A 13,000-nucleotide genomic window follows, 5' to 3' on the forward strand; every position below is an offset into this window, starting at 1 on the left:
CGCAGCGAAAAGACCGACCAGAGCTTCGCCGCGATGATCTACCTCGCCACCACCGTGATCCACTCACGCTAAATCTCAACAGACCCTAGAGCGGTTTCACGCTGACTGTGCAGCGCGAAACCGCTCTAGCTTATGGATGGTAGAGCAGATTCACGCCTCCGGGCGATGCCGCCCTCCGCCGATCTGCTCTAGTATCCTGCCCGCGAAGTTCGCTGGATTTCCAGCGAACGCAGCGGACAAGCAGGCCACTGAAAACAACAGCTAGTGTCCAGATTCCGAAGTCCGCAGGACTTCGGAATCTGGACACTAGGCCCCTCGGCGGGGAGGGCGGGGGGCGTGGCCCCGCCCGCGCCATGCCGGGCAGCCGATTCGCGGCAGCCACTCCCACCCCTGACCCTCCCCTGCGGGAGGGTAGCAGGTCAGCTTGTCCCCTCCGTCGCCCTCGGGCGAAGCCGGGTCAGCCTTCTTCGGTATCCAGCGCGTAGCCGGCGGAGCGGACGGTGCGGATCACATCCTCCTCGCCCTCGCCATTGATCGCCTTGCGCAGCCGGCGGATATGCACGTCCACGGTGCGCGGCTCCACATGGATGTCGCGGCCCCAGACGGCATCCAGCAGCTGCTCCCGGGAGAACACCCGGCCGGGATGCTGCAGGAAGAATTCCAGCAGCCGGTACTCGGTGGGCCCCAGATGCAGCGGCCGGCCGTTGCGGGAGACGCGGTGCGCATCCTGGTCCATGGAGATGTCGCGCCAGGCCAGCGTCCCCTTGGCGGCGATGCTGCCGGAGCGCCGCAGCAGCGCCCGGATGCGCGCCAGCAGCGCATCCATGACGAAGGGCTTGCCGATATGGTCGTCCGCGCCGGTGTCCAGCGCCCGGACGGCATCCTGGTCCTCGGTCCGCGCCGTCACCATGATGATCGGCAGGTCGCGCGTCGCCGGGCGGCGGCGGAGCTGGCGGCAGACCTCGAGGCCCGACATGGCCGGCAGCATCCAGTCCAGCAGCACCAGGTCAGGCTTCGCCTCCGCCACGCGCAGGAGCGCTTCCTGCCCGTCCGCCGCTTCTTCGACCCGAAACCCCTGCTTCTCCAGATTGTAACGAAGCAGGGTCAATAACGGCACCTCGTCCTCAACCACCAGAATGGTCGGCCGGGCATTGCCCTGCACCATGTCGGGCATCGGCAAGGTCCCCTCAGCTCGGCGGCCGGGCCACGGCGAAGGCCGAGCTGTCCGCCTTGGGCCGCTCTTCCGCAAGGGTCTCGCCGGAGACGGCGTAATGCACCGTCTCGGCGATGTTGGTGGCGTGGTCGCCGATGCGCTCCAGGTTCTTGGCCACGAAGAGCAGATGGGTGGCCGCGGTGATGTTGCGCGGATCCTCCATCATGAAGGTCAGCATCTCGCGGAAGATGCCGTTATAGACCTCGTCCACCGGCTCATCCGCCGCCCAGACCTCATCGGCGCGGTTGGCGTCGTCATTCACCAGCGCATCCATCGCGCCCTTCAGATTCTCCTGCACCAGCCGCGCCATGCGCTGGAAGCCGTTCAGGCTGCCGAGCGCCGGCTGCTGGGCGAGCACGATGGCGCGCTTCGCCGCGTTGCGGGCGTAGTCGCCGATCCGCTCGATATCGTGGATGATCTTCATGGCGGCGACGATGAGCCGCAGATCCTGCCCCACCGGCTGGCGCAGCGCCAGCAGGCGGATGCAGAAGGCCTCGATCTCGGCCTCCAGCGCATCGATCGCCGCGTCGCGGCTCATCACCTCGGTCGCCAGCTCGGCGTCGCGGCGCACCAGGGCGGTGGTGGCGTCCGCCACCTGCCGCTCCGCCAGCCCGCCCATGCGGGCCACCATCTCGCGCAGCCGCCGCAGCTCCTCGGCATAGGCGCGGACGGTGTGTTCGGCCATCTGTTCCATCACCCTGTCCTCCGCCTCAGCCGAACCGGCCGGTGATGTATTCCTGCGTCTTCGGGTGCTTCGGCGCGGTGAAGAGCTGCCCCGCCGGCGCCACCTCGATCAGCTCGCCCAGGTAGAAGAACGCCACCTGGTCGGCACAGCGCGCCGCCTGCTGCATGTTGTGCGTCACAATGGCGATGGTGAAGTCGCGCTTCAACTCATCGATCAGCTCCTCGATCTTCAGGGTCGAGATCGGGTCGAGCGCCGAGGTCGGCTCGTCGAACAGGATCACCTCCGGCCGCACCGCGATGGTGCGGGCGATGCAGAGGCGCTGCTGCTGGCCGCCGGACAGGCCCATGGCGGAGCTGTTCAGCCGGTCCTTCACCTCGCCCCAGATCGCCGCGCGGGACAGCGCCCATTCGATCCGCTCATCCATCTGCGCCTTGTTCAGCTTCTCATGCAGGCGGATGCCGAAGGCGATATTGTCGTAGATCGACATCGGGAAGGGCGTCGGCTTCTGGAACACCATGCCGATCTTGGCGCGCAGCGCGTTCATGTCGACGCCGTCGGCGATGATGTTCTCGCCGTCCATCAGCACCTCGCCCTCGGCCCGCTGGCCGGGATAGAGGCTGTACATGCGGTTCAGCACCCGCAGCAGGGTGGACTTGCCGCAGCCGGAAGGGCCGATCATGCCCGTCACCTGCTTTTCCGGCAGCAGGAAGTTGATGCCCTTCAACGCCTTGTTGGCGCCGTAGTAGAAATCGAGGTTGCGCACGGTGACGCGCGCGGTCTCGTTCAGCGCGACGGCGGAACGCGCCTGCATGCCGCCGAAGGAAGCATTCTGGGTGGTGCCGGAGGTGGTCTCGGCATCGCTCGGGGGGGTCATGGTGACGGCTCCTCTCGGTTCACTTGCTGCGGCCGAGGACGCTGCGGGCGAGAATGTTGAGCAGAAGGACGGCCAGGGTGATCAGCAGCGCCCCGGCCCAGGCCAGCTCGATCCAGTCCTGGAAGGGCGAGCCGGCATAGGAATAGATGGTGATGGGCAGGCTCGGCATCGGCCCCGTCAGGTCGGTGGTCCAGGCGTTGTTGCCGAGGCTGGTGAAGAGCAGCGGCGCGGTCTCGCCGGCGATGCGGGCGATGCCCAGCAGGATGCCGGTGATGATGCCGGAGATGGCCGAGCGCCAGCAGATGGTGACGATCATCTTCCATTTCGGCGAGCCGAGGCCGATCACCGCTTCCCGCAGCGTGTTCGGGATCAGCGTCAGCATGTCCTCCGTCGTGCGCACCACGATCGGGATGATGATGATCGTCAGCGCTGCGACGCCGGCCCAGCCGGAGAAGCCGCCGAAGGGCAGCACCAGAAGCTGGTAGACGAACAGGCCGATCAGGATGGAGGGTGCCGAGAGCAGGATGTCCGAGACGAAGCGGACGACATTCCCGAAGCTCGAGCCCTTGGCGTATTCGGCGAGGAAAGTGCCGACCAGCATGCCGATCGGCGTGCCGATGGCGGTCGCCAGCGCCACCTGGATGAGGCTGCCGACGATGGCGTTGAGCAGGCCGCCCTCCGATCCCGGCGGCTTCGTCACCTCGGTGAAGACCGAGGGATTCATCGCCCCGAAGCCCTTGAAGAAGAGCGTCACCAGGATGGAGGCGAGGAAGATGAGGCCGATGCCGGTGGCGGCGAAGGAGAGCAGGCGGACCAGCCGGTCCGTCGCCTTGCGGCGGCGGCCGAGCGCGGCGGCGACCGCCTGGTCCTTCACCGGGCCGAGGGGCTGCATGGTGGTGGCGCTCATGGCGATCAGGCCTTCAGCCGCGAGCGCAGCAGGAAGCGCGAGGCGGCAAGCACGATGAAGGAGAGCACGAAGAGGATGAAGCCGAGGGCGAGCAGCGCCGAGAGCTTGAGGCTGCCCATCTCGCTCTCGCCGAATTCCAGCGCGACGACCGAGGCGATGGTGTTGCCCGGCCCGAACAGGCTGGTGGAGATGCGGTTGGCATTGCCGATGACGAAGGTGACCGCCATCGTCTCCCCCAGCGCCCGGCCGAGGCCGAGCATGATGCCGCCGACCACCGAGATGCGGGTATAGGGCAGCACCACGCCGCGCATCACCTCCCAGGTGGTGCAGCCGAGGCCGTAGGCGCTTTCCTTGAACACCGGCGGCACCTGCTCGAACACGTCGCGCATGGTGGCGGCGATGAAGGGCAGGATCATGATGGCCAGGATGAGGGCGGCGGTGAAGATGCCGGTGCCGAAGGGCGGGCCCTGGAACAGCTCGCCGATCAGCGGCAGCTCGCCGATCGTGTCGATCACCGCCGGCTGGACGTACTGCCCCATGATCGGCGCGATCAGGAAGAAGCCCCACATGCCGTAGATGATGGAGGGGACGGCGGCCAGCAGCTCCACCGCCGTGCCGACCGGGCGGCGCAGCCAGGGGGGCGAAAGCTCGGTCAGGTAGAAGGCGACGCCGAAGGCGACCGGCACCGCCAGCAGGATGGCGAGCACCGCGGTGACGATGGTGCCGTAGATGGAGACGCCGGCGCCGAACACCTCCGTCACCGGATCCCATTCGGTGGACCAGATGAAGGGCAGGCCGAAGGCGCGGAAGGCGGGCAGGCCGCCGATGAACAGCTCGACGATGATGCCGCCGAGCAGCAGCAGCACGAAGCCGCCTGCGGCATGGCAGGCGGCCGAGAAGACGGTGTCGCCGAAGCGGCCGGGCGAGGCCGTGCGGTGCGGCTTCGCATCCATCGGCGCCCCGAGGGGGAGTGTGGCGGCCTGCTGCAAGCTCAGTGCTCCGCGGCGGGAGGTTGGCGAGAGAAGGGCCGGCCCCGGTCACCCGGGGCCGGCAGCGGGATCAGAGGGTCCAGACCGGCTGGCCGTTGGCCTTCACCTCGGCCTTCCAGGCGGCGCGGATCATGTCGTGCACCGTGTTGGGCAGCGGGATGTATTCCAGCTCCTGCGCCATCTGGGTGCCGTTCTTGAAGGCCCAGTCGAAGAACTTCATGACGTTCAGGCTGCGGGTCGCGTCGGTCGGGTTCTTCGGCAGCAGGATGAAGGTCGGGGAGACGATCGGCCAGGAGGTCTCGCCCTGCTGGTCGATCAGGTTCGCCGCCATGCCCGGGACGTTCCAGTTGGCGCTGCTCGCCGCGGCGACGAAGGCCGCCTGGGTCGGGGCAACGAACTGCCCGGCCTTGTTGCGGAGCTGGGTGGTGACCAGCTTGTTGGTGGTGGCGTAGGCGTTCTCGACATAGCCGATGGCGCCGCGGATGTTCTTCACCGTGCCGGCCACGCCCTCATTGCCGCGGGCACCGGTGCCGGCGGGGAAGCGGACGGAGGTGCCGATGCCGACCTTCTCCTTCCACTCGGGGGAGACGGCGGAGAGATAGGAGACCCAGACGAAGGTGGTGCCGGAGCCATCGGCGCGGTAGGCCGGGGCGATGGCGAGGTTCGGCAGGGTCAGGCCGCGGTTCAGCTCCACCAGCTTGGCGTCGTTCCACTTGGTGATCTTGCCGAGATAGATGTCGGCCACCAGCTCGCCGGTCAGCTTCAGCTTGTCCGCCTCGACGCCCGGGATGTTCACGATCGGCACGACCGAACCCATGACGGAGGGGAATTGCAGCAGGTTCGCCTCGGTGAGCTGCTGCGCGGTGAGCGGGGCGTCGGAGGCGCCGAAATCCACGGTGCGGTTGCGGATCTGGTTGATGCCGGCGCCCGAGCCGACCGACTGGTAATTCAGCGCGATGCCGGCGGCGCTGCGGGCCGCCTCGGCCCATTTCTGGTAGACCGGGTTCGGGAAGCTGGCGCCGGCGCCGGTGATCTGCGCCTGCTGCGCCAGCACGTTGCGCGACAGAAGGGGGGAGGCCAGGGCAAGGCCGGAGGCGGCAAGCAGGGTGCGACGATTCACGCGTCTTCTCCACGGTCGTAGGGGCCGGGGCGGTGCTTGCCGCCCCGGCATTCGGTGCGGCCTGAACTAGGCGCGAGATGCGACCTCAGAGTTGCAGTTTGATGAAGCTTCGATGACAGTCGCCAGATGACCTTTCGAAGTTATCCGTATGCTTACCCCTGATCCGTAACGGCGGCGGCAGGAAACCAGGCGGGGCGCCGCTTCTCCCGGAAGGCGGAAAGCCCCTCCCTTCCCTCAACCGAAGCGCGCTGCACCCAGCCCTCATGCGCCAGCAGCGCCATTTCCCGCTCGCTCAGCGTCAGCCCGGCGGCGCCCAGCATGCTGGCCTTGGTCACGGCAACGGCGCCAGGGGCGGAGAGCAGGATGGCGGTGAGGATCTCTTCCAGCCGCGACTCGATCGCCGCCTCCTCCAGCACCTCATGCACCAGGCCGATGCGCAGCGCCTCCTCCGGCCCGAACCGTTCCCCGGTCAGGGCGTAGCGGCGGGCATGGCGCAGCCCCATGGCGTGGACCATGTGGGTGGAGATGGGGGTGGGGCTGACGCCTACCCGCACCTCCGTCAGGCCGAACACCGCCCGGGGCGTGGCCAGCGCCACGTCCACGCAGCAGGCCAGGCCGGCTCCGCCGCCGAAACAGGCGCCCTGGATGACGGCCAGCGTCGGCCTGGGGAATTCGTTCAGAAGCTGCATGGCGCGGGTGGTGGCCAGCGAAGCCTCATAGGCGGCTTCCGGCGGGTAGCCGGCCACCTCCGCCAGCCAGTTGATATCCGCGCCGGCGGCGAAATGGCGGCCGGCGCCGCGCAGCACCAGGGCGCGAACCCCCGGGTCGTCCTGCAGCTCGCCCAGGGCGGCGATCAGCGCCTCGAGGAGTTCGGCATTATAGGCATTGCCGCGCTCCGGCCGGTTCAGCAGGGCGGTGGCGATGCCGCGGTCATCCCGGCTGAGCCGGATGGGGGCGGATTCGGTCATGGCGGTCCTCCGTGGCGGGCCAAACTGGCAGGCCGGCCGGGCGAAGGCCAGCCGGGCGCCGGGGCATCCCCCGGCCCCGGTCCCGGCGGGCGGCGCTACTCCACCGTGATGTTCGCCCGGCGGATGACCTCTCCCCAGCGCTCCACCTCGGCGCGGAGGAATTCGCCGGTCGGCCCGGGCGGGCGGCCTTCCACCACGAAGCCGAGATCCTGCAGCTTGGCCGTCATCCCCGGCTCCCGCACGATGCGGCCGACCTCCGTGGCGACGCGCTCGACGATCGGCGCCGGCGTGCCGGCCGGGGCCAGCAGCATGCACCAGGAGCTGGCGACCAGCCCCGGGACGCCGCCCTCGATCACCGTCGGCAGCTCCGGCGCGAAGGCAGCGCGCTCGGCCGCGGCGATGCCGAGGGGGCGGATGGTGCCGGCCTCGAACTGCGCCTTCATGGTCGAATAGGTGTCGAACATCAGGCCGATATTGCCGGACATCAGATCCTGCAGCGCCGGCTGGGTGCCGCGATAGGGGATGTGCTCCATCCGCAGCCCGGTCTGGATCTTCAGCAGCTCCATCGCCAGATGCGCCGTCGCGCCGATGCCGCTGGAGCCGTAATTCACCCGGCCCGGATTGCGCCGGGCGTAGTCCAGGTAGTCGGCCAGCGTCCGGCCCTCGATGGCCTTGCTGCCGGCCAGCACCAGGGGCGCCGTCACCACCAGGGAGACGGGGGCGAAACCCGCCACCGCATCGAAGGGCATCTTGCCGGCCTGCAGCGTGGCATTGGCCGCATGCGCCGGCAGCACCATCACCAGCGTATGGCCGTCCGGCGCGCTGGCGGCGGCCGCGGCGGCGCCGACGATGCTGTTGGCGCCGGGCCGGTTCTCCACCACCACCGGCTGGCCGAGCACCTTGGAGAGCGGATCGGCCACCAGCCGCGTCGAGATATCCGTGGTGCCGCCCGGGGTGTAGGGGACGATGATGCGCACCGGCCGCGTCGGGTACTCGGCGGCGGCGGCGCGGCGGGGGAGCAGTGCGGCGGCGCCGAGGCCACCCGCCGCCAGCAGCGCGCGGCGCGAAAAACCAGGCTTCACTTTCAGCAGCGACATCCGGCGTCCCTTGATTATTCAGCGATGGGCGACCCCGGTACAGGCCGGGGCCGCGTTCGGCGGCACTTTTATGGCAATCGGCCGGTGCGGCAACCCGGGGAGGGTGATCGGGGCCGCTGCCCCAACCCGGCAGGGGGCGCTGCCCTCTGCTGGGGAGGCGCGGTGAAGGCAGTGCCTTCACCCGGCGTGAGTTCCAGACCCGATGGTTCAACCAGCAGACTCAGGGCGGGGTCCGGGGGGAAGCCTTCCCCCCGGCGGGCGTGCAGGGGGCAGCGCCCCCTGCCGGGGCATGGTGGCGAAGCCCCCATCCTCACGAGACCAGCCCGCAAGCCGCCGGCACCTTCGCCGCCGCCCGCCGCTCCAGCCGGAAGCTGCCGCAATGCGGCCCCTGCACCCGGCCGGAGAATTCCCGCCCCGCCGGATCCACCCGGCCGAGGAAATCCACCACCACATAGCCGGAAGGCCGCAGCAGCCAGTCCCGCCCATGCAGGACCAGCGCGCCGGTCTTCGCGTCATAGCTGCCATCCATGGTGAAGCAGCCGGTCGGCACCCGCGGGTTGCGCGGATCGGCGTAGAAATGGAACAGGGCCCGGGCATGGGCCCGCCCTGCCTCGGCGATGGTCAGCGTCACTCCGGTCAGCCCCTGGGCGCAGTCATAGGTGCCGCTCCAGGCGCCGAGGATCTCCCCCGGCTCCGCCATCGCCGCCCCGGCGGCCATGGCCAGCCCGGCCGCCAGGGCCAGCACGCGCCGGCGCATCAGCCGGCGGCGGCCTTCACATGCCGTGCCACCTCCTCATGCGTCGCGAACCACACCTCGCCGCGGCCCTTGATGTGCTCGATCAGCCGTTCCAGCAGCGGCATCCGGCTGCGATGGCCGATGATGTGCGGGTGCATGGTCAGCAGGAACAGCCCGCCCTCCGCATGGGCACCGTCGAACTCCGCGCGAAAAATCTCCTCGACGCCGGAGGGCGGCGTGTAGGGCCGGTGCGCGCTGAAGCGGAGGAAGTTGAAATAGGGCGCGTCGTCCCTGATCCATTCCGGCGGCAGCTCCACGATGCCGGTCGGCGCGCCCTGGTCCAGCAGCTCATAGGGGTCGTCATCGCCCATCAGGCTGCTGTCGTAGAGCAGCCCCAGCTCCCGGATGATGGCGAGCGTATCGACCGAGAAATCCCAGCTCGCCGTGCGCATGCCGACCGGCCGGCGGCCGGCCGCCTTCTCCAGCACATCGGCGGCGCGCAAGGTCAGCTCTCGCTCCACCCCCGGCGGCAGGGCGGTGTTCGCCTCATGGATCCAGGAATGGATGCCGATCTCATGGCCCTCCTCGGCCACCGCCCGCACCTCCGCCGGGTGCAGCAGGGCGGAGACGGCGGGGTAGTAGAAGCTGGCCCGAATGCCATGCCGCGCCAGCAGGGCGCGGATGCGCGGCACGCCCTGGCGGTTGCCATACTGCCCCTGGCTGATGCGCATCGGGCTGGGGTCGCCGTCGCGCAGCGGGATGGTCTCGTGATCCGCATCGAAGGACAGCGCCACGGCGCAGCGCGCCCCGCCCGGCCAGGCGCCCGGCTTCAGGCTGCGCCCGGCCCGGGCATTGCCGACGATCCGGCGCCATTCCGCTTCCGGCCATTCCCAGGGTTTCGTCTCGCTCATCGCCTCTCCCTCCGCGCATGCGGTTCAGTGGCACGTGGTTTGCACAATCCTTGGCCATTTGCCGGGCCGGACGAAAGCACGGACTTCACAGGCCCAGCCTTCCGGAAGAGGTACACCCATGGATATCGGCGTCTTCATCCCGATCAACAACAATGGCTGGATCATCTCCGCCGCCTCGCCGCAATACATGCCGAGCTTCGAGCTGAACAAGCAGGTGGTGCAGAAGGCGGAGGGCTACGGCCTCGACTTCGCCCTCTCGATGATCAAGCTGCACGGCTTCGGCGGGAAGACCGAATTCTGGGACCATGGGCTGGAAAGCTTCACCCTGATGGCCGGCCTTGCCTCGGTGACGAGCAGGATCCGCCTCTACGCCTCCACCGCGGTGCTGACCATCCCGCCGGCGATCGTCGCCCGCATGTCGAGCACCATCGACAACATCTCGGGCGGCCGCTTCGGGGTGAACATCGTCTCCGGCTGGCACAAGGTGGAATACACCCAGATGGGGCTTTGGCCGGGCGACGCGCATTTCGCCCGCCGCTACGACTACAGCACGGAATACGTGCACATCCTCCGGGAGCTCTGGGAGACGGGCGAGTCCGACTTCAAGGGCGAGTTCTTCCAGATGGACCATTGCAAGCTGAGCCCGCGCCCGCAGGCGCCGATGAAGGTGGTGGCGGCCGGCCAGTCCGATCGCGGCATGGAATTCGCCGCTCGGTACTGCGACTTCAACTTCGCGCTCGGCGAGGGCGTGAACGAGCCGACCAAGGCCGCCAACGTGCCCGCCCGCATGCTGGCGCATGCGCAGAAGACCGGCCGCGATGTCGGCAGCTACATGCTCTACATGGTCATCGCGGAGGAGACGGCGGAGGACGCCTTCGCCAAATGGGATGCCTACAACAAGGGCGCGGACCGCGAGGCGCTGGCGCATCTGCTGGGCCATGCGGCGCATGACACGGACACGCAGGAGACCTCGATGGCCGCCGCCATCCTGCGCGCCCCCTCGCCGATCAATTTCAACATGGGCACGCTGGTCGGCACCTATGCCGAGGTGGCGCGCATGCTGGACGAGGCGGCGGGGATGCCGGGGGTGAAGGGCATCATGCTGACCTTCGACGACTTCCTGCTGGGCATGGACAAATTCGGCCAGCGCATCCAGCCGCTGATGCAGTGCCGGAGCCATGTGAAGCTGGCGGCGTAGCGGAACAGCAACACGGCCTGATGGGGCTCTGCCCGTTGGCGGCAGTGCCCGCCAACCCCCGCCGGCAGGTCGAACCGGCAAACTCAGACCGGGGTCCGGGGGGGTGGTCCACCCCCCGGCGGGTGTGCAGAGGGCAGAGCCCTCTGCTGGGGGTTTGGGGGCGACGCCCCCAATCCTCCCTCCTTACGCCCGCATCGCCGCCAGCATCGGCACCGGCCCGGCCGGCAGGAACAGCGCCGCCGGCCCTGGCCGGCCCAGCAGGTAGCCCTGCACCGCGTCCACGCCCTCCGCCTGCAGCATCACCAATTGCTGCGGCGTCTCCACCCCCTCCGCGATCGTCGCCAGCCCCAGCCCGCGCGCCAATTGCACGATGGCCCGCACCAGCACCTGGGCGCGGGGGTCCTCGGCAAGCTGGCCGATGAAGCTGCGGTCGATCTTCACCTTGTCGAAGGGCAGATCCCGCAGATAGGCGAGCGAGGAGTGGCCGGTGCCGAAATCATCCAGCGCCAGCCGCACCCCGATGCCGCGCAGCGCCATCAGCGTCTGCCGCGCCCGGGCCATGTCGCCGATCAGCGCGGATTCCGTCACCTCCAGCGTCAGCCGCTCAGGCGCCAGCCCGCTTTCCGCCAGCGCCGCCTCCACCGTCCCCACCAGATCCACGGTCAGGAAATTCGGCGCCGAGAGGTTGACCGAAATGCCGAGCGGCGTGGCCCAGGCGGCGGCCTCCCGGCAGGCGCGGCGCAGCACATGCCGGTCCAGCCGGGACATCAGCCCGTGGCGCTCCGCCGCCGGCAGGAAATCCGCGGGGCCGAGCGGCGAATCCTCCGCCCGGCGCGGCCAGCGCACCAGCGCCTCGGCATCCATCAGCCCGCGCGGCGGCGCCGCGGCGAAGATGGGCTGCCAGGCCACCAGCAGCGGCGCGGAGCCGGACGCGCCGGCCAGGCTCAGCCGCAGCTCGCTGGCGATCTCATCCCGCCCGAGGGTGGAGCGCACCCCGCCGCCGCGCAGCCCGCCCCCTGCCTCCCCCAGCTTGTGCCGCACCGTGCCGGTGCCGGAGCGCTTGGCCCGGTAGAGCGCGGCATCGGCCAGGCGCAGCGCCGCCTCCCCATCCGCCGCGTCATCCGGGTAGAGGGCGAGGCCGAGGGCGGTGCGCAGCAGGATGGGCTGGCCCTCGAAGCTGAAGGGGTCGGCGAAGGCGGCGTGGATGCGCTGGGCCAGCATCATGGCATCCGGCCCGCGCCGCAGATTATTGGCCAGGACGACGAATTCGTCGCCGCCGAGCCGCGCCACCAGATCATCCTCCCGCACCACCGCGCGCAGCCGCCGCGCCACTTCGCGCAGCGCCGCATCGCCGGCGGCGTGGCCCAGCAGATCGTTGATCTCCTTGAACCGGTCGAGGTCGAGGCAGAGCACGGCGGTGGGCGGGCCGTCCAGCCCCGAGAGCTTGGCCAGCGCCACATGCAGCGCGCCGCGGTTGACGCAGCCGGTCAGCGGGTCCTGCGCCGCCAGGGCGCCGAGCGCCCGGAGCGCCGCATGCATCTCGAGCGCGGACATCACCCCCTTGGCGAGTTCGCCGAGCCAGCGGAGCTGCCGCGGGCTGATGCGGCGCGGCACCGTATCCTTCACGCAGAGCGTGCCGACCGCATGCCCGTCCCGCTGCACCAGCGGCACGCCGGCATAGAAGCGGATGCCGGGCGCGCCGGTGACCAGCGGGTTGTCGGCGAAGCGGGGGTCGGTGGTGGCGTCCTCCACCACCAGCGTCTCCCCCGGCTGCAGGATGGCATGGGCGCAGAAGGCGTGCTCACGCCGCGTCTGCCGCATCGGCAGCCCGACCGAGGCCTTGAACCACTGCCTCTCGGCATCCACCAGCGTCACCGCCGCGATCGGGGTTTCGGCGATATCCGCGGCCAGCCGGGCGAAGAGGTCGAACCGCTCCTCGCGCGGCGTGTCGAGCACCTGCAGCGCCTGCAACGCGGAGAGTCGGGCGGCCTCGGTCTCGGGCAGGGGCGCGGAGGGCATGGGGCCAGCATGCCCAAGCGTCGGATGAGAAAGGGTAAACGGCGTGGGTGGCGGCCAGGCGCCAGACGGCCCGGGCAGGTCGCCCGGCTGGCGGTCGGCCTGCCGTGCGGACGTCATCAGGGGGACCCGGCTGCCGCTCCCGTGCCGGCCTGCAAGAGCATTGTCCAGAATATAGTGCCTTGCTCTCGGTTGGCCCCCGGGCAGGCCGGGCAGGCCGGGCGGGCACCCGGGCGAAGCCGGCCCTCGCCGGGCGCCCCGGCCCCGGTGGAAGCCCGCTGGAACG

12 protein-coding genes are annotated in these 13,000 nt (G+C 69.8%); 1 reads left to right on the plus strand and 11 read right to left on the minus strand.

Annotated features, from left to right (window positions below; genetic code table 11):
* Nucleotides 1-457 precede the first annotated feature (457 nt).
* From phoB to E5N76_RS26895, 10 genes are all read right to left on the minus strand, one after another.
* On the minus strand, nt 458-1,174 hold the full coding sequence (gene phoB / locus E5N76_RS26850; RefSeq protein ID WP_408021732.1) for a phosphate regulon transcriptional regulator PhoB: 717 nt from the start codon (nt 1,172-1,174) through the stop codon (nt 458-460).
* A gap of 13 nt (nt 1,175-1,187) precedes the next feature.
* A complete protein-coding gene (gene phoU, locus E5N76_RS26855) occupies nt 1,188-1,907 on the minus strand; it encodes a phosphate signaling complex protein PhoU (RefSeq protein WP_149541047.1) in 720 nt (239 codons plus the stop codon).
* A gap of 16 nt (nt 1,908-1,923) precedes the next feature.
* Nucleotides 1,924-2,709, minus strand: coding sequence for a phosphate ABC transporter ATP-binding protein PstB (gene pstB, locus E5N76_RS26860; protein ID WP_149541103.1), 786 nt, complete (start codon nt 2,707-2,709; stop codon nt 1,924-1,926).
* 82 nt (nt 2,710-2,791) lie between these two features.
* Nucleotides 2,792-3,679, minus strand: a complete 888-nt coding sequence (pstA, locus tag E5N76_RS26865) for a phosphate ABC transporter permease PstA (protein WP_149541049.1) — start codon at nt 3,677-3,679, stop codon at nt 2,792-2,794.
* A gap of 5 nt (nt 3,680-3,684) precedes the next feature.
* Nucleotides 3,685-4,668, minus strand: a complete 984-nt coding sequence (pstC, locus tag E5N76_RS26870) for a phosphate ABC transporter permease subunit PstC (RefSeq protein WP_408021733.1) — start codon at nt 4,666-4,668, stop codon at nt 3,685-3,687.
* A gap of 70 nt (nt 4,669-4,738) precedes the next feature.
* Entirely contained in the window at nt 4,739-5,788 is a 1,050-nt protein-coding gene (gene pstS / locus E5N76_RS26875; RefSeq protein WP_235907908.1) for a phosphate ABC transporter substrate-binding protein PstS, read from the minus strand.
* A gap of 152 nt (nt 5,789-5,940) precedes the next feature.
* Nucleotides 5,941-6,756 carry an enoyl-CoA hydratase-related protein gene (locus E5N76_RS26880; protein ID WP_149541053.1) on the minus strand — a complete coding sequence of 272 codons (816 nt, stop codon included), beginning with the start codon at nt 6,754-6,756 and terminating at the stop codon, nt 5,941-5,943.
* A gap of 95 nt (nt 6,757-6,851) precedes the next feature.
* Nucleotides 6,852-7,853 (minus strand): tripartite tricarboxylate transporter substrate binding protein, encoded by a 1,002-nt coding sequence (locus E5N76_RS26885; RefSeq protein WP_149541055.1) that lies wholly within the window; start codon nt 7,851-7,853, stop codon nt 6,852-6,854.
* Nucleotides 7,854-8,163: 310 nt separating this feature from the next.
* Complete coding sequence (locus E5N76_RS26890) at nt 8,164-8,610, minus strand: hypothetical protein (RefSeq protein WP_149541057.1); 447 nt, start codon at nt 8,608-8,610, stop codon at nt 8,164-8,166.
* A complete protein-coding gene (locus E5N76_RS26895) occupies nt 8,610-9,500 on the minus strand; it encodes a polysaccharide deacetylase family protein (protein ID WP_149541059.1) in 891 nt (296 codons plus the stop codon). The genes E5N76_RS26890 and E5N76_RS26895 overlap by 1 nt, the downstream gene beginning before the upstream one ends.
* 118 nt (nt 9,501-9,618) lie before the next feature.
* On the opposite strand from E5N76_RS26895, the gene rutA reads away from it, so the two are divergent.
* Nucleotides 9,619-10,698 carry a pyrimidine utilization protein A gene (rutA, locus tag E5N76_RS26900; RefSeq protein ID WP_149541060.1) on the plus strand — a complete coding sequence of 360 codons (1,080 nt, stop codon included), beginning with the start codon at nt 9,619-9,621 and terminating at the stop codon, nt 10,696-10,698.
* A gap of 183 nt (nt 10,699-10,881) precedes the next feature.
* On the opposite strand, the gene E5N76_RS26905 is transcribed toward rutA, so the two are convergent.
* The gene (locus E5N76_RS26905) at nt 10,882-12,717 is read right to left on the minus strand and encodes a putative bifunctional diguanylate cyclase/phosphodiesterase (protein WP_187830434.1); all 1,836 of its coding nucleotides are present in this window, start codon (nt 12,715-12,717) and stop codon (nt 10,882-10,884) included.
* Nucleotides 12,718-13,000 lie beyond the last annotated feature (283 nt).

It is taken from the genome of Siccirubricoccus phaeus (assembly GCF_008360935.1).
GTDB classification, from domain to species: Bacteria; Pseudomonadota; Alphaproteobacteria; order Acetobacterales; family Acetobacteraceae; genus Siccirubricoccus; species Siccirubricoccus phaeus.